Source organism: Mycolicibacterium diernhoferi (genome assembly GCF_019456655.1).
GTDB classification, from domain to species: domain Bacteria; phylum Actinomycetota; class Actinomycetes; order Mycobacteriales; family Mycobacteriaceae; genus Mycobacterium; species Mycobacterium diernhoferi.
In genome coordinates this window covers 1589937-1606893 of sequence record NZ_CP080332.1, presented here as the reverse complement: position 1 = coordinate 1606893, position 16957 = coordinate 1589937, and the positions used below count along the sequence as shown (strand labels likewise).

16 protein-coding genes are annotated in these 16957 nt (G+C 67.6%); 7 read left to right on the top strand and 9 right to left on the bottom strand.

Annotated features, from left to right (window positions below; genetic code table 11):
* Window positions 1-29 precede the first annotated feature (29 nt).
* From K0O62_RS07640 to K0O62_RS07610, 7 genes are all read right to left on the bottom strand, one after another.
* On the bottom strand, window positions 30-1184 hold the full coding sequence (locus K0O62_RS07640) for a CaiB/BaiF CoA transferase family protein (RefSeq protein ID WP_073859609.1): 1155 nt from the start codon (window positions 1182-1184) through the stop codon (window positions 30-32).
* Window positions 1177-2088: an SDR family NAD(P)-dependent oxidoreductase gene (locus K0O62_RS07635; protein ID WP_073859608.1), complete on the bottom strand. Its 912-nt coding sequence runs from the start codon at window positions 2086-2088 to the stop codon at window positions 1177-1179. Before K0O62_RS07635 ends, K0O62_RS07640 begins: the two co-directional genes overlap by 8 nt.
* Entirely contained in the window at window positions 2085-2948 is an 864-nt protein-coding gene (locus K0O62_RS07630) for a TauD/TfdA dioxygenase family protein (protein WP_079244214.1), read from the bottom strand. Before K0O62_RS07630 ends, K0O62_RS07635 begins: the two co-directional genes overlap by 4 nt.
* Window positions 2948-4795, bottom strand: coding sequence for a flavin-containing monooxygenase (locus K0O62_RS07625; RefSeq protein WP_073859607.1), 1848 nt, complete (start codon window positions 4793-4795; stop codon window positions 2948-2950). The genes K0O62_RS07630 and K0O62_RS07625 overlap by 1 nt, the downstream gene beginning before the upstream one ends.
* On the bottom strand, window positions 4792-5964 hold the full coding sequence (locus tag K0O62_RS07620; protein ID WP_073859606.1) for an LLM class flavin-dependent oxidoreductase: 1173 nt from the start codon (window positions 5962-5964) through the stop codon (window positions 4792-4794). Before K0O62_RS07620 ends, K0O62_RS07625 begins: the two co-directional genes overlap by 4 nt.
* Before the next feature lie 68 nt (window positions 5965-6032).
* Window positions 6033-7457, bottom strand: a complete 1425-nt coding sequence (locus K0O62_RS07615) for an aromatic ring-hydroxylating oxygenase subunit alpha (protein WP_073859605.1) — start codon at window positions 7455-7457, stop codon at window positions 6033-6035.
* Window positions 7457-8302 (bottom strand): SDR family NAD(P)-dependent oxidoreductase, encoded by an 846-nt coding sequence (locus K0O62_RS07610; RefSeq protein WP_073859604.1) that lies wholly within the window; start codon window positions 8300-8302, stop codon window positions 7457-7459. The genes K0O62_RS07615 and K0O62_RS07610 overlap by 1 nt, the downstream gene beginning before the upstream one ends.
* A gap of 180 nt (window positions 8303-8482) precedes the next feature.
* On the opposite strand from K0O62_RS07610, the gene K0O62_RS07605 reads away from it, so the two are divergent.
* The 7 genes from K0O62_RS07605 (at window position 8483) to K0O62_RS07575 (ending at window position 16174) form a co-directional block, all read left to right on the top strand.
* The gene (locus K0O62_RS07605; protein ID WP_073859603.1) at window positions 8483-10078 is read left to right on the top strand and encodes an SMP-30/gluconolactonase/LRE family protein; all 1596 of its coding nucleotides are present in this window, start codon (window positions 8483-8485) and stop codon (window positions 10076-10078) included.
* Between the two features lie 11 nt (window positions 10079-10089).
* A complete protein-coding gene (locus K0O62_RS07600; RefSeq protein WP_073859613.1) occupies window positions 10090-10833 on the top strand; it encodes a GntR family transcriptional regulator in 744 nt (247 codons plus the stop codon).
* Complete coding sequence (locus K0O62_RS07595) at window positions 10830-12338, top strand: AMP-binding protein (RefSeq protein ID WP_073859602.1); 1509 nt, start codon at window positions 10830-10832, stop codon at window positions 12336-12338. The genes K0O62_RS07600 and K0O62_RS07595 overlap by 4 nt, the downstream gene beginning before the upstream one ends.
* A 1-nt stretch (window position 12339) precedes the next feature.
* On the top strand, window positions 12340-13113 hold the full coding sequence (locus tag K0O62_RS07590; protein ID WP_073859601.1) for an SDR family NAD(P)-dependent oxidoreductase: 774 nt from the start codon (window positions 12340-12342) through the stop codon (window positions 13111-13113).
* Complete coding sequence (locus K0O62_RS07585; RefSeq protein WP_073859600.1) at window positions 13110-14582, top strand: acyl-CoA synthetase; 1473 nt, start codon at window positions 13110-13112, stop codon at window positions 14580-14582. Before K0O62_RS07590 ends, K0O62_RS07585 begins: the two co-directional genes overlap by 4 nt.
* 28 nt (window positions 14583-14610) lie before the next feature.
* The gene (locus K0O62_RS07580) at window positions 14611-15408 is read left to right on the top strand and encodes an SDR family oxidoreductase (protein WP_073859599.1); all 798 of its coding nucleotides are present in this window, start codon (window positions 14611-14613) and stop codon (window positions 15406-15408) included.
* Window positions 15409-15514: 106 nt separating this feature from the next.
* The gene (locus K0O62_RS07575) at window positions 15515-16174 is read left to right on the top strand and encodes a TetR/AcrR family transcriptional regulator (RefSeq protein WP_073859598.1); all 660 of its coding nucleotides are present in this window, start codon (window positions 15515-15517) and stop codon (window positions 16172-16174) included.
* Here K0O62_RS07575 and K0O62_RS07570 read toward each other — a convergent pair.
* Together K0O62_RS07570 and K0O62_RS07565 are read right to left on the bottom strand one after the other, a co-directional pair.
* Window positions 16171-16518, bottom strand: coding sequence for a heme-binding protein (locus tag K0O62_RS07570; RefSeq protein ID WP_073859612.1), 348 nt, complete (start codon window positions 16516-16518; stop codon window positions 16171-16173). The genes K0O62_RS07575 and K0O62_RS07570 overlap by 4 nt on opposite strands.
* A 29-nt stretch (window positions 16519-16547) precedes the next feature.
* The gene (locus K0O62_RS07565; RefSeq protein ID WP_097934174.1) at window positions 16548-16934 is read right to left on the bottom strand and encodes a hypothetical protein; all 387 of its coding nucleotides are present in this window, start codon (window positions 16932-16934) and stop codon (window positions 16548-16550) included.
* Window positions 16935-16957 lie beyond the last annotated feature (23 nt).

Here is a 16957-nt window from a genome sequence, read left to right as displayed (position 1 = left end):
CGGTCCAGGTCGCCTCCGGCAGTCACGTTCTAGTGCCGAGGCTGCGCTTTCAGTTCGGCCAGCACGGATTCGGTATCGGCGCCCAATTCCGGCGCCGGCCCGTGCACCCGGCCGGGAGTGCGGGAGAACCAGGTGGGCACCCCGGGGATCCGGATGCGGCCGTGCGGGGTGTCGATGGTCTCGAACAGCCCGACGGCGTTGAGATGCTCGTTGTCGAACAGCGCGTCGGGGCTGTTGACGGCGGCGGCCGGGATCTCCAGCTCGCGGAACAGTTGCAGCCACTCGTCGGTGGTGCGTTCCTTGAGCGTCTGCGCCACCAACCCGTACACGGTGTCGATCTGTTTGGCGCGCCGCTCCAGCGTCGCGAACTCCGGGCTGTTCCAGACGGGTTGAACGCGGTCGATGAACGCCTGCCAGTGCTTGTCGTTGTAGATCAATGCCGCGATCTGACCGTCCTTGGTCTCGTACGGCTTTCGGTTGGGAGCCACCGCGCGGGGATACACCGCCGGCCCGAGGGCGGGGTCGAACATGGCGCCGTTGGCATGCTCCACCAACATGAACGATGCCATCGTCTCGAACATGCTGACCTCCACCTCCTGCCCCTCGCCGGTGCGCTCCCGGTGGAACAGCGCCATCGTGGTGGCATACAGGGCAGTCAGTCCTGCCACCTTGTCCGCCATGATGGTGCCGACATAGCTGGCCTCGCCGGTCAATTGTTCTTGTACCGCGGGCAATCCGCATTCGGCCTGGATGGTGTCGTCGTAGGCGGGACGGTCGGCGTCCGGGCCGCGCCTGCCATACCCGTAGCAGTTCGTATAGACGATCGACGGGTTGAGCGCGGCGACGTCGTCGTAGCCGAAGCCGAGCTTCGCGATCGCCTTTGCCCGCATCGAGTGGATGAACACGTCGGCGGTCTCGATCAGGGACCGCAGCGCGGCCTTGCCCTCGGCTGTCTGCAGGTCCAGCATCACACCGCGCTTGCCGCGGTTCACGTTGATGAACACCCCACTGAGCCCGGCGACGGGCCCGACGGAGATGTAGCGGGTGTTGTCACCGGCGGGGGGCTCGACCTTGATGACGTCGGCGCCCATATCGGCCATGATCTGGGTGCAGTACGGGCCCATCACCATCGCGGTGAGGTCGACGACCCGGACGTCCTTGAGCGGGCCCTGATGATCACTCATACGTGGCCGCCCCGAACGAGTAGCGGATGTGGTCGGTGTGCCCGTCGGGCACCGGCGGGAACACCAGCGGCGAGGTGTCGTCGCGGATCGCGTCGAGGTTCGCGGCGACGTCCTCGATCGACCAGGACGGCCGGTACACCCCCGGCGTTTCGGCGATGAACGCCCGGGCCACCCGGCCGGCGATCGCCACGTACAGTTCGCCGGTCACCCGGCAGGACTCGTGGCTCAGGAAACCGACCGTGGGCGCCACCAGGTTCGAGCCCATCGGCGGATACGCCGAGGTGTCCAGTCCCTCAGCCATTCTGGTGACCGCGCCGGGAATGATCGCATTGCAGGTGACGCCTTCGGCAGCACCTTCGAGGGCGACCACATTGGTGAGCCCGACGATCCCGGCCTTCGCCGCGGCGTAGTTGGCGACGCCGTGGTTGCCATACAGCCCGCCGATCGACGAAGTCAGCACGATCCTTCCGTAGCCGGCCGCGCACATCAGCGGAAAAGCCGGTCGTACCACGTGGAACGCGCCGCGCAGGTGCACATCGAGCACGGCCTCGAAATCCTGGTAGCTCAGTTCTTTGAGTGAGCCGCGGCGGACGGTGCCCGCATTGTGGATCAGGATATCGACGCGCCCGTAGTTCTCGATGGCGGCCGCCACGATGGCCTGGCCACCCTCGACGGTCGCCACCGAGTCCGTGTTCGCGACGGCTTGCCCTCCGGCGGAGGTGATTTCGCGCACCACCTCGTGGGCGGGGGCCCCATCGGATCCGTCCCCGGCCAGACTCCCACCCGGGTCGTTGACGACGACCTTGGCGCCCCGCGATGCCAGCAGCAGAGCGTATTCGCGGCCCAGGCCGCGTCCGCCGCCGGTGATGACCGCGACCCGATCCTCGAAACTGAGCTCGCTCAAGCGAACGGCTCCTCCCCCTCGAGCTTGGTGCGCTGCAACAGCCGTCCCGAGCTCGGGTCATACGGGGTGGCCCGGTGCATGGTGCCGGTGTTGTCCCAGATGACCAGGTCGCCGACGGTCCACTTGTGCCGGTAGGTGAACTGCGGTTGGGTCGCCCAATCCCGTAGCCGCACAAGCAGTTCGGCGCTCTTGGCGTAATCGACATCGTTGACCTGGCGCGCGGTGGCGCCCAGCACCAACGACTTACGGCCCGACTTGTGCGTCCACACCAGCGGCAGTTCGCGATCCCCGATGGCCATCATCTGCTTGAGCGTCTTCGCCGAGGGTTCCGGGTCGTAGTAGAACAGCGTGTTCCATGCCGAGTGCATCACCCGCAGGTCCGCAATCTCCGCCTTGTCCTCGTCCGACAGGTCGTCGTAGGCGGCGTAGGTGTTGCAGAACTCGGTATCGCCCTCATCCGGGTTGCCGAGCGCGACGCTCTGCAGCAGCGACGCCAGGATCGGCACATCGTTCATGGTGCCGTCCAGATGCCAGTACAGCGAACCCTTGAGATAGTCGGCCTGCTTGTTGACCGAGGTGTCCAATGACACCTTGTACAGCTTCTCGCCGACGGACTCCGGCGCGAAGGTGCCGAGAGTTTCGGTGAAGGCGATCTGCTCCTCGTCGCTGAACGCGATCTGCGGGAACACCAGCACGCCGCGCTGTTCGAGCAGCTCCCTGATGGCGCCGGCGTACTCACCGGACAACAGGTCGTCTTTGCCGGCGCGGACCTCGGACCCGATACGGGGCTTGATATCGCGCACCTGTAATGCCTCTATGGCTGTGTACCGCCCGTCACTCCGCTCGCCCAGAACCGTCATCAGGTCAGCTCCAGCCCGTCGAGGTCACCCTTGTCCCGCCACTGCTCGATCAACTCATCGAATGCGTAGAACCCGGGCGAGTAGAAGTCTCCGAGGAATGCTCCGTTGCGCTCGGCGCCGCCACGGCCCTCGTTGTTGTAATAGCCCGGCGTACAGGAAAGTTCGAAGGCCGAGTTGTCGATCGAGAGTTCCCGGACCGTGGCGACCCAGGCGTCCTGGGCCTCCTGGCTCGGCTCGACGGTGGAGGCGCCCCGGTTCTGGGCCTCGGCGATGATGTAGGCGATGTGGCGGGCCTGTTGTTCGAACATCGCCGTGGTGTTGGCCGACACCCCGCCCTGGATGAACCCCATGAAGAACTGGTTCGGGAAGCCCCGGCTGGTCACGCCGTGCAGCGTCTTGTAGGCGTCTCGCCAGTGGTCGAACAGCGACAGCCCGTCGCGGCCGACGATGGAGTCGATCGCGAATCGGCGGTGGATCTCGGTGGAGATCTCGAAGCCGCTCGCGAAGATGACGCAGTCGACCTCGTATTCGACTCCGTTGGCGACGATCCCCTTCTCGGTCAGCCGCTCCACACCCTTGGATTCCGACACGTCGACCAGCGTCACATTGGGCCGGTTGAAGGTGGCCAGGTAGTGCTCACTGGATGTCGGCCGCTTGCACATGAAGCGGTAGTACGGCTTGAGCGCCTCGGCGGTGACCGGATCGTCGACGATCTCGGCGACCCGGCGGCGCAGCCGCTCCATGATCTTGAAGTCTTCCTCTTCCCGGAACGCCATGATCTGTTCGATCGTCACCGACGCCGGGTCGGGGCTGCTCGCGATCCGGGCGGTCAGATTGCGGCCGAGTTCGGTCCAGAAATCGCAGACCAGATCCGGTTCGCCGAACACCACGCCGACGAACGGCGACCAGTTGTGGAAGTTGCGTTTGCGCTCCTCCTGCCAGCCCGGTTGCAGCGAGGCCGCCCAGTCCGGGTCGGTCGGCGGGTTGGTGCGGGCGTCCACCGAGGATGGTGTGCGCTGGAAGACGAACAGTTCCTTGGCATCCCGACCGAGGTGGGGTACCAGCTGGATGCCGGTCGCCCCGGTGCCGACCAGGGCGACGCGCTTGTCGGCCAGCTTGTGCAGACCGCCGTCGGCGTCCCCGCCGGTGTAGTCGTAATCCCAGCGCGCGGAGTGGAACACGTGCCCGGCAAAGTCCTTGATGCCAGGGATACCCGGCAGTTTCGGCCGGTTGTAGGAGCCTTGCGCCATCACCACGAACCGGGCCCGGATGTCGTCGCCGCGGTCGGTGCTGATCTGCCAGCGCTGTGCCGCCTCATCCCAGCGCAGGTCGCGTACCTGTGTGGAGAACAACGCACCGTCGTAGAGGCCGAACTGCTTGCCGATGTTGCGGCAGTGGCCGAAGATCTCCGCACCGTCGGCGAACTTCTTGCTCGGCATGAAGCCGAGTTCTTCGAGCAGCGGGATGTAGCAGTATGCGTCGTTGTCGCACTGGATTCCGGGGAACCGGTTCCAGTACCACACGCCACCGAAGTCACCGGCCATCTCGATGACGCGGATCCCCTCGACGCCGGCCTTCTTCAGGTGGGCCCCGGCCAGCAGACCGGCGAACCCGCCGCCGAGGATGACGACGTCGGAGTCCTCGGTGACCGGATCCCGCTGCGTCACCGTGGTGTACGGGTCGACCTCGTAGAACTCGGCGAAATCGCCTTCGAGTTCCAGGTACTGATCCCCGCCCTCGGGCCGCAGGCGTTTGGCCCGCTCCGCGGCGTACTTCTCCCGCATGGCGGGGATGTCGATGTCGGTGGGGGTGTCGGTGGGCCCGCAGGTGCTGTCGGTTGTCGTCATGCCGTGACGCTTTCCGGCAGCACGCTGGGATGCAGGGGAGCTTCCATCTCGTGAACGGCGGGCAACACCTCGGCGGCGAACAGCCTGGTGCTCTCCATCGCCTTCTCGTAGGGCATGGTGCCGAACTGCGGAACGATGGTCACCTCGGAGAACGAGCAGGCCTCCTGGGCGGCCTTGAGCTTCTCGAACACCACCTCCGGGGTGCCGATCAGCAGGTTCGACGCGTGATATCCGGGCGGGCCACCCTTCTTCTGATCACCGACCTGGGAGGCGAGCACCGCGGTGGCGGTCGCCTCACGTGCGGCGTAGGCCTCATAACCCTTGACGCCCTTGAAGTTCGAGGCGTCGGCAAAGCCGTAGTGCACGTTGACGTCCCGGTTCGCGGTCCAGATCCATTCTTCGGTGTCGGCGGCCTCGGATTCATCGGCCACGCAGTACATGAACATCACGTTCTTGGGCTGACAGGGCTCGAAGCCCTCCTCGGCCCGGAAGGTGTTGACCTTCTTGACTTCCTCACCGGCGTCCCAGATCGGCTTGTTGCCGACGAACAGCGGCACCATGCCGCGCCGGGACAGGATCTCCAGCGACTCGGCGGTCGAGGACGAACTGAAGATCCGGGAGAACAGGTCCGTGCTGATCGGTTCGGGGCGCAGCGACATCTCCGGGAAGCTGAAGATCTCACCGCCATAGGAGAACCGCTCCCCGGAGAAGGCCAGTTCCAGGATGTCGAGGGTCTCGTTGAAGCGCTGGCGGCTCTCCTCGCGCGGCACGCCGACGGCGTCGAACTCGGCCTTCGAGACGCCGCGGCCGATGCCGATGGTGTTGTACCGGCCGTTGGAGACGATGTCCAGATAGGCGATCTGGTGGGCCAGCCGCACCGGGTTCCACCACGGTGCGACCGCGACGAAGGTGCCCAGGCTGACCCGTTCGGTGCGCGCCGCGAAGTAGGTGAGCGCCTGAATCGGGTTGGGCGTCATGCCGTACGGGGTGCCCTGGTGTTCGGGGAACCAGATGCCGTCGAACCCCAGCGGTTCGGCCAGATCACCGAGCGCCAGTGCGGCCTGCACGCACTTGTAGTCCGGGGTGGCCGGCGGGCTGCTGAAATCCCCGGCCATGACCCGGTCCCAGTCGTGCGAGTTCTGCGCACCCGTGCCGAGGTTTACCTTCATGTGTTCTCTCCTCTTCGTGATTTCGGCGCGCTCACGTTCGCGAAACGGATGCGAACGCGCCGAAATCGCTAAATGTCTCGGGGTTCTCCGGCGTCCATGTACCTGGACAGCTGGTAGTGCAGGTTGACCGTGCTGCGTTCGCGGTACGGGTTGGGCAGCGTGCCGGGGAAACCGGCCGACTTCATGCCCTGCTGCACGGCTGCCATGTTGGAGAAGTCCTGCGGCAGGACCGAGAGCCAGTTCGACGAGTCCTTCGGCGTGTACGCCCATTCCGTCTCGGGCTCTTCACCTTTCGGGTACAGCTCGAAGACGGCCACCTCGAAGATGCACTTGTCCGGGTGGTAGCTCGGATCGGGGCGCGCCGAGTAGCACAGGGCGCTGGTCAGGCCCTGGCCCACCTGGAGGTTGGGGAAGATCTGCCATGCGGTGCCGCTCTGGCCCAGAATGTCGGGGGGGATGGTCGGCCATTCGACACCACGCGCCGCGTCATCACGTCGGGCCGAGGCCAGCCAGTGCGCGAGCACCTGATCGGCCGGGGTGCCCTCGGGAAGTTCGTCGACGAGGCGTTTGGCCGCGTTCACCAGCGTCTGCGTGGTGGTCGCGTTGGTCTCTTCCATGGTGTAGACCTGCATCTCGGCCGTGGAGATCCGCGGGTCGCCGGTGCCGAGCCGGATCTTGGACTTGGTCTCGTCCATCCCCTTCGGCGCGTCGTAGCCGATGTTGCTGTGCTTGCCCTGCGCCTTGGCCCAGCCCTTGAACTCACCGAACTTGTTGAACTCCGGGTGCGTGGTGAACACGTGGTAGGTCTCGTTGAAGGCCTCCATCGCGACCTTCCAGTTGCAGTCGAAGTAGAGCCATTTGCGCCACTTGTACCGCATGTTCTCCAGCCCGAACGGGTCGAGGATCTTGGCGGCCGGGAACAGATAGTCGGCCAGCGGTTCACAGTGCGGATCCATGTTGATGAAAAGCCAACCGCCCCAGGTGTCCACCTGCACCGGTGCCAGGTGGGTGTTGGCGCCGGTGAGCTTGCCCTGCCAGTCGTCCTGCTCGCGGATATGGGTACACGCCCCGTCGAGGCCGTAGGTCCAGCCGTGGAAGCCGCACACGAAGGACTTGCGCGCTCTGCCGGTCGCGTTCTTGGCGCCCTCGGGGGTGTCGATCAGTTTGCGTCCGCGGTGCATGCAGACGTTGTGGTGGGCCTTGAATGATTCCGACGAGTTCCCCGTATCGGTGCGCACCACGATGATGGAGTCGTCGAGGATGTCATAGGTCAGGTAGCTGCCGACCTCGGGAATCTCCTCGACCCGGCCGACCTGCTGCCAGACCTTGCGCCACAACCGGTCCCGTTCATTGCGCGCGTATTCCGGCGAGATGTAGGCGTCCACCGGGATGGTCATCGGGGTGGACAGCTCCTCGGCGACCTGGCCGGTGGAGTCGTCCGGATCGGCGTCGATCTCGATCGCGGCGTCGAGGTCGGATTCGGTATGGGTCACTAGATCCTCCTGATCGCTTCACGAAAGTTGTCGTCCTTGAGGAACAACGACGTGTTGTCCGCACCGAGGTGCGTCCATTTCAGGTTCAGCCCGCCGTCGACGAGCAGCGTCTGCCCGGTGACATAGCCCGCCAGGTCCGACAGCAGGAACAGGATCGCGCCGGCCTGCTCCTGCGGTGTCCCGCGCCGGCCCATGGCGATGGCGCGCTGATCGCGTTCCGGGTCGGCCTCCACATAGGTGGCCGAGGCCGCCGTCTCGGTCACCCCGGGGGCCACGGCGTTGACCCGGATCCCGTCACCGGCGAGTTCCACGGCCAGGGTCCGGGTGGCCGCGACGATCGCGGCCTTCGCGGTGCCGTAGGCGACGTGGTAAGGGGCGCTGTTCATCCCGCTGATCGAGGACACCGACACGATGGATCCCGGATTACCCGCGGCACGGATCTCACCGGCGACCGCCTGGCTCATGAAGAACATCGTCTCCAGGTTGGCGGTGAACAGTTCGCGCCAGTCCGCGCGGGACACCCGGGTGGCCGGCATCCAGGTCGACGGCGCGGCCCCGCCCGCGATGTTCACCAGGCCGTAGAGCACGCCGTCGGCGTTGCGCGCCGCCTCCAGCACGGTCGCGATGCCCTCGTCGGTGGAGGCGTCGGCGGCCACCGGGATCACCGACAGACCCCCCTGCGCCAGGGGTGCGACATGGGTGTCCAGGTTGTCCTGCGAGCGGCTCACCGCGATGACGGTGGCGCCGGCCTCGGCCGCCAGCCGGGTCACCGTGGTGCCGATGCCACCACCACCTGCCCCGGACACCACCACGATGCGGTCCTCGAGCGCCAAGAGATCGGTCATGACTCGCTTTCCTGGGCCACTACTCTCCAGCCCGTCTGCGGTGGCCAATTGTCCGTACAACATATGTGGCTCTGCTCATTGGAGAACACTATTCCCCAGCGATTATGGGTCGTCAAGGGTCGATAATGCGTGTATCGCACCTATTGTCTGGACTAGTTGACGCTTGATAGCGTCCTGCCCATGAGCACCCTGCAGACCGGCCGGTACCCCGTCGCCTCAGCACCGGAAGCCGCCGGCGGCTGGGTCCTGACCCGCCTCACCGCGCCCAGCCGGCTGTTCGGCGCCAATGGGCTGCGCACCGGGCCCGATGGCCGCCTCTACATCGCGCAGGTGACGGGCAGCCAGATCAGCGCACTCAACGTGGACACCGGCGACATCGAGACGATCAGCGCCAAGGGCGGGGACATCGTCGCCCCCGACGACCTGGCCTTCGGCGCCGACGGCAGCCTGTTCGCCACCGAGGTGATGGACGGCCGGGTCAGCGTCCGCGACAGCACCGGCACAACCCGGGTACTGCGCGACGACATGCCCTCGGCCAACGGCATCACCGTCCACCAGGGCCGACTGTTCGTCAACGAATGCCGTGAGGGCGGCCGGCTCTTCGAGATGGACCTCGCCGGTGGTGCGCCACGGTTGATCCTGGCGGATCTGCCCTCCCCCAATGCCATGGAGGTCGGACCCGACGGGCTGCTGTACTTCCCGGTGATGAACGCCAACCAGATCTGGCGGGTGCATCCCGACGGCGGCGAGCCCGAGGTGGTCGCCGGGGATCTCGGCGTGCCGGATTCGGTCAAGTTCGACGCCGACGGCACCATCGTGTCCACCCAGGTCGCCAGCGGGCAGGTGCTGCGCATCGATCCGCGCACCGGCTCGCAGACCGTACTGGCCACGCTGACGCCGGGATTGGACAACTGCGCATTCGTCGACGGACGGTTGTTCGTCTCGAACTTCACCGGCGCCATCACCGAGGTCACCGCCGGAGGCGACACCAGGGCATTGCTGCCCGGCGGCCTGAACTGGCCGCTGGACGTCACCGTCGGCGCCGACGGTGTGCTCTACATCGCCGACGGCACCTATCTCTACAGCGTCGGCCCCGATGGCGGATTGCGGACCGTCGGCATGTTGTTCAGCCCCGGCTACCCCGGCTTCGTCCGCGGCCTCACCCCGGGCGGCGCCGGTGAGTTCGTGGTCACCACCTCCGGTGGACAGGTCGCCCGCTACCGGCCCGCCGACAACGAAACCGATTACCTGGCAGACGGTCTGGACCAGCTCTACGGGGTGACCCTGCTGCCCGACGGCACCCCGGTCGTCGTCGAGCAGGGCACCGGTCGGGTACTGGCGATCACCGCCGGCGGGACCGAGGTGCTGGCCAGCGGCCTGGACACCCCGGTCGGGGTCACCACCGACGCCGACGGCTCGGTGTTGGTGTCGGTGGTGACCGGCGCGGTGCTGCGGATCACCCCGTCGGGCACCGACACCGTCGTCGACGGACTCCTCACCCCGCAGGGCATCCTGGTGCGCGACGGCGTGCTCTACATCATCGACGCCGGGGACAAGGCCCTCGTCGCCGTCGACCTTGCCACCAAAGCGCGCAACACCATCGCCGCGGGATTGCCGGTCGGTGCACCTCCCGGAGTCACCCCGAAGCCGCTGCGCGGAATGCCCCCGTTCTCCGGGCCGCAGGGACCGTTCGCCGGGATCGCCGCGGGACCCGATGGCACGCTGTATCTTTCGGCCGACGGTGAAGGCAGCGTCTACGCGCTGCGCCGGACGTGACGGCCGGCGCGATGACCACACAAGCACCAGAGCACCGCTATCTGCAGGTGGCCCGGACGCTGCGCAAGGAAATCGTGGACGGGGTGTATCCGGTCGGCTCGCAGTTGCCCACCGAACACGAACTGTGTGAACGGTTCGCCGTCAGCCGGTACACCGTGCGCGAGGCGCTGCGCCGGCTGCGCGACGACAACCTGGTGTCCTCACGCCCCCGGACCGGCACGCTGGTGGTCCCCCGGCCGTCGTCGAGTTCCTATGCCCAGGACGTGATGTCGATCAACGACCTGCTGGCGTTCGCGTCCGGCGCCCAGTTCGAGATCGAATCCAACGCGATGGTGACCATCGACGCCGAACTCGCCGGCGACACCGGCCTCGGCATCGGCGAGCAATGGCTGGCGGTGCGCGGCTACCGCCGGGACGCCGAGACCGACACCCCGATCTGCCGGACCGAGTACTACATCAACCGGGCGTTCGCGGCGGTGGGCCGGATGCTGCACCGCCACACCGGGCCGATCTTCCCGCTCATCGAGGATCTCTACGGCGTCAGCATCACCGAGGTGCACCAGGAGATCACCGCGATCGGGTTGCCGCCCGAACTCGCCGGCCTGCTGAAGACCCCGACCGGCGCGCCGGCCCTGCAGATGCAGCGCACCTACACCACCTCCGACGGCGAGGTCGCCCAGGTGACGGTGAACACCCACCCGGCCGCGACCTACCGCCATTCGATGACGATGCGGCGCGTCAAGGACCAGCCGTGAGCACCCTCGCCGATGCGCTGGCAGTCGCGGCTCAGCGCACGCCGGATCGGGTGCTCGTCATCGACGGTGACATCGAACTGGACGCGAAAACCCTGCAGCACCAGGCCGAGTCGCTGGCCGCGACCATGTCGCAACGGATGCCGACCGGCAGTGTGGTGTCGTTCATGCTGCCCAACTGGCACGAAGCCGCCGTCGTCTATCTGGCCGCCGCCCTGTCCGGGATGGTGGTCAACCCGATTCTGCCGTCGCTACGCGACAGTGAGCTGCGGTTCATCCTCGCCGACGCCGATGTGCGGATGATCTTCATACCGGCCCAGTTCCGTGGATTCGATTACGCCGCGATGCTGGCCCGGGTGACCACCGGGATGGCCGCGCCCCCGGTCGTGGTCGTCTGCCGCGGCACCCATCCCGGTTTCACCGGGTTCGCCGAGTTGGCGGCCACGGCGCCCGCTGCCCCGGTGCCGCTGGATCCGTCCGCGGTGCGGATGATCATGTACACCTCGGGCACCACCGGGCGTCCCAAGGGCGTGCTGCACACCGACGGTTCGATCGGTGCGCTGATCCGCCAGCTCGGTGAGCACTGGCGTATCGACGCCGGCGACACCTTCCTGGTGCCGTCCCCGATCGCCCACATCGGCGGGTCCATCTACGCATTCGAATGCCCGCTGCTGCTCGGCTCGACCGCCGTCCTCATGCAGCGCTGGGACCCCGACGACGCCGTCGCCCTGATGCAGGAGCACCGGTGCACCCATATGGCCGGGGCGACACCCTTTCTGGACGGACTGCTCGGCGCAGCCGAACGTGCCGGCACCCGGCTACCCGACCTCAAGGTCTTCATCTGCGGCGGCGCCTCGGTCCCCCCTTCGCTGATCCGCCGGGCCGCAGATTATTTCGAACGCGCCATCGTCACCCGGGTGTACGGGTCCACCGAGGTTCCGGTGTCCACCGTCGGCTCACCGGAGCACCCGGACCGGGCGGCCGACACCGACGGCCGGGCCGGGATCGCCGACCTCACCGTGGTCGACGGTGAGATCCGGGTACGCGGACCACAGATGCTCGCCGGGTACCTGCACCCCGAGGACAACGGCGGGGCCTTCGATGAGGACGGCTACTTCCGCACCGGGGACCTCGGGCACCTGACCGAGGACGGCTACCTGGTGGTGACCGGACGCGCCAAGGACCTCATCATCCGCAACGGGGAGAACATCTCCCCCAAGGAGGTGGAGGACATCCTGATCGGGCACACCGGCATCGCCGAGATTGCCGTCGTCGGGGTGCCCGACGCGCGCACCGGCGAACGCGCCTGTGCGGTCATCGTTCCCACCGATACAACCAATGCGTCCGCACCGACCGTCGCGGATCTCGGCGAGATGTTGGGCACGCACGGCCTCGCCAGGTTCAAGACCCCCGAGCAGGTGGTCGTGTGGGACACCCTGCCCAAGAACGACGCGGGCAAGGTTCTCAAACACCAGATCCGCGCGACGCTGATGAAGGGATCACACTGACATGCAGGTAGCGATCGTGACCGGGGCCAGCAGCGGTATCGGCTTCGGTTGCGCCGTCAAACTCGCCGAGGCCGGCATGGCGGTGCTGGGTGCGGGCCGGGACCGCGACCGGCTCACCGAACTCGAGCAGGCCATCGGCGATCCGGACCGGATCGCCACGCTCGCCGTGGATCTCACCGCCGACGACGCTCCGTCCCAGATCGTCGACGCGGCGGTCTCCCGGTGGGGCCACGTCGATTTCCTGATCAACAACGCCGGGGTCGGCAGCCCCAAACCACTGCACGAGACCGACGACGAATCGCTGGACTACTTTCTGGGCCTGATGCTGCGGGCCCCGTTCCGGCTGGCCCGAGATGTGCTGCCGCACATGGGTCCCGGTTCGGCGATCATCAACGTGACATCGACCTTCGCGGTGGTGGGCGGCATGCGCGGCGGCGCCTATTCGGCGGCCAAGGGTGGTCTCACCGCGCTTACCGGCCATATCGCCTGCCAGTACGGCGCCGAAGGGATCCGGTGCAATGCGGTCGCCCCGGGCGTCACCTTGACCCCGATGGTGGCCACCCGCCTGGAGGACGAACGCTTCCGCAAGATCAACACCGAGATGACGCCGCACACCCGGCTCGGCACGGTCGACGACATCGCCAGCACCGTGGCGTTCCTGTGCTCTCCGGGTGGCGCTTTCATCAACGGCCAGACCATCGTCGTCGACGGCGGCTGGAGTTCGACGAAGTACCTGTCCGACTTCGCACTCAGCTCGGAGTGGGTCGCCAAGTGAACCTGTTCGCGGTACTCGACCAGGCCGCAACACGGTTCGGTGATCGCGGCGCGGTCTTCCGCGGCACCGAGCAGCTGCACACCTTCGGTGAACTACGGGATCGTACGCTGCGGCTGGCCACCTCACTCTCCGATGACCGCGATACCGGCGCCCGGATCGCCATCGCCAGCGAGAACCGGCCCGAGATCATCGAGTTGATGTTCGCGGTGTGGGCCGCCGGATGTGCCGTCGTACCCATCAATTTCAAGCTGCATCCGCGTGAGATGGCGCAGATCCTCGAAGATTCCGGTGCCGCAGTGGTGTTCGCGTCACCGAAGATCGCGCCTGCGCTCACCGACGCCACCGATGTGCCCGTCGAGGTCATCGATTCCCCCGAGTACGTGACCCGGTTGTCCAGCGCCGCTACGCGGCCGGCCGACACCGACCCCGGCGCGCTGGCCTGGTTGTTCTACACCAGCGGCACCACCGGTAAGTCCAAGGGCGCGATGCTCTCGCACCGCAACCTGATGGCGATGACGGTGTCGCACCTCGCCGATTTCGATTCGCCGGACGAGAATTCCAGCCTCGTGCACGGCGCGCCGATGTCGCACGGTTCCGGTCTCTACATCGCCCCCTACGTCCTGCGCGGGGCCCGGCAGGTCATCCCCACCTCGTCCGGGTTCGATCCCGAGGAGTTCCTCGATCTGTGCGACCATCATCCCCGCACCAGCGGCTTCCTGGCCCCCACCATGGTGGCCCGCCTGGTCGCCACCGGCCGGCCGCGACCGCAGAACCTCACCACCGTGGTGTACGGCGGCGGACCGATGTACGTCGACAGCCTGAAGAAGGCGATGGCCGCGTTCGGGCCGATCTTCGTCCAGCTCTACGGGCAGGGCGAGGCCCCGATGACCATCACGGGCCTGCGCCGGCGGGACCATCTGGACGCCGATGACGCGGTGCTCGGCTCGGTCGGCTATGCGCGTTCCGGTGTGGAGGTCGCGGTGCTCGACGCCGACGGGAACCCCGCCGGGGTGGGCGAGATCGGCGAGATCGTCTGCCGCGGTGACGTCGTGATGTCCGGGTACTGGAACAACCCCGCAGCGACGGAGGCCACCCTGGCCGGCGGTTGGTTGCACACCGGGGACATGGGATCGTTCGACGCACACGGTTACCTGACGCTGCGGGACCGCAGCAAGGACGTGGTGATCAGCGGCGGCAGCAACATCTACCCGCGCGAGGTGGAGGAGGTGCTCGTCGAACACGCGGGTGTCGAGGAGGCCTGTGTGGTCGGCGCCCCCGACCAGGAGTGGGGCGAGGTGGTCGTCGCGTTCATCGTCGGCACCGCCACCGAGGCCGACCTCGACGCGCACCTGCTGGAGCGGATCGCCCGTTTCAAACGGCCCAAGCGCTACATCTATGTCGACGAACTGCCGAAGAACAGTTACGGCAAGGTCCTCAAACGGGAGTTGCGCGACCGGGTGCCGGAGTGATCGGGACCGGTGCGGTAGACACGTCAGCATGGATATCGAAGGCCGGGTGGCCGTGGTCACCGGCGCGGGTTCGGGTATCGGGCGGGCCCTGACGCAGGTACTGGTGGCCGTAGGGGCCTCGGTGGTGGCCGGGGATCTCGACGCCGACGCGGCCGCACAGACCGCGTCCGGTCTCGGGGCGCGTGCCGTCGGGGTCGGCGCGGACGCCGCCTCGGCCGCCGGGATCGTCACCATGCTGGATGCGGCGCGGGATGCGTTCGGCCCGGTCGACATCTACGTCGCCAACGCGGGGGTCATCGGTGCGCCCGGGTTGGGGTCCGAGGGTGACTGGGACCGGGTGCTCGAGGTGAACCTGCGGGCACACATCCGGGCGGCCGACGCGCTGCTGCCGGGCTGGCAACAGCGCGGCAGTGGCCACTTCGTCAGCGTGGCTTCGGCGGCGGGCCTGCTCACGCAGGTCGGTGCGGCGGGTTATGCGGTGAGCAAGCACGCCGCGGTCGGTTTCGCCGAATGGCTGGCGATCAGCTACGGCGACAAGGGAATCGGCGTGACATGTGTGTGCCCGATGGGCGTGGACACCCCGCTGCTCAGCGATATCCGCGACTCCGCCGATCCGGTCGCGAGGGTGGCCGCCGACTCGATCACCACCGCCGGTGAGGTGCTCAGCGCGCAACGGGTCGCCGAGTTGACCGTCGAGGCGGTGCGCGAGGACCGCTTCATGGTGCTGCCGCACCCGGGCGTCGGGGACATGTTCGCCGGCAAGGCCGCCGACCACGACCGCTGGATCGCCGGGATGCGCCGGTATCAGCGGACGTTGCGGGGCTGAATCGTCGCGTTTCGTTCCACGGCCGATCAGCTCCCGGAGCGAATGGTCGACGGGTGGACCGGGCGCCCTCCTGCGCCGTTGCACACGTGCGCAGTAGCATGCCGGTGTGGGCGAACCCCGGCGGCGCCTCTCCCCCGGCGACCGACGCAGCGAGCTGTTGATCCTGGGTGCCGAGGTCTTCGGGCAGCGCCCCTACGACGAGGTCCGCATCGACGAGATCGCCGAACGCGCCGGGGTGTCCCGGGCACTGATGTATCACTACTTCCCGGATAAGCGGGCGTTCTTCGCGGCGGTGGTGCGGGCCGAGGGCGAGCGGCTGTTCGAGGCCACCAATGCCCCGCTGGACCCGGACCACACCCTGTTCGGTCAGGTGCGCGAGGGCGTGCTGGCTTATCTGCGCTACGACGAGCAGCACCCGCACGGCGCCTGGGCCGCCTACATGGGCATCGGGCGGGCCGACCCGGTGTTGCGGGGTCTCGACGATGAGGATGGCCAGGCCAACGACAAACAGGCCGACCGCATCATCGGCCACGTGTGGGCCGTCGCCGGCGCACCGCTGGACGAGATCACGGCGCGCAACCTGCGCGCCGTCGTGTACGGCTGGCTGGCGTTCACCTTCGAGCTGTGCCGCCAGCGGGTGCTCGACCCCACCATGGACGCGGGGTTCGTCGCCGACACCTGCGCGCACAACCTGCTCGACGCGCTCGGGCGGGTACCGGACATCCCTGCGAAGCTGGTCGCCGCCGTGGCGCCGGAGCGCCGTTAACCGCAGCGGTTACGGAAATCCCGGGTGGGCTGCCGTATCCCCCGAAGCTCGTCGCGCACTTGCGGATTGGCGGTCATATAGGCCTCCAGCTCGGTGCGGCGCTCCTCCTGCGACTTTCCGCCGAGCGAGGTGAAGAAGTCGTTCACCGGCGGGTGGGTGAACAGATAGGCCGACGTCGCCGCGGTGACCCCGGCGATGATGCCGGACAGATCGGCCGCGGTGCAGTTCGGCGGCCGGGGTGGCGGCGGCTCCGCCGAGGCCGACGTCGCCGTCCCGATCGCGACGGCCAGCGCGCCCAGCGCGACCCCGATGACCCGTCGCACCGAGATGGGATTCCACAGCATGTCGTTCTCCTCGATCGATTTCTGTTCGCTCACCGACGGCCACCGCCGCCTCGGCCGCCACCGCCCCGGCCACCGCCGATATTCGGTCCGCCGGGGCCGCCGGGCCGACCGATGTCCGGCCCGCCGGGCCCGCCCGGCCCGCCGGGCCGACCGGGATTGGCGTCGACGTCGAGATTGACATCCCAGCCCCAGTCGTTGTCACACAGGTACCAGTCGTCGTAGTCGCACGGATAGGGGGCGTACGGCCCCGCGGACCCGCTCGGCCCGCTGCCGGTATTGGCGCCGCGGACATCGCCCTGCGAGCAGATGGTGGTTCCGCCGGCGCTGGTGCAGTCCGCGCCCGCGATCGGGGTGGGTGCGACCGAGAGCCCCGCTGCGATCAGCACCGGTATGGCGAGCGTCGTGAACAGTCGCATCGTGGGACCCCTTCACTCATGGT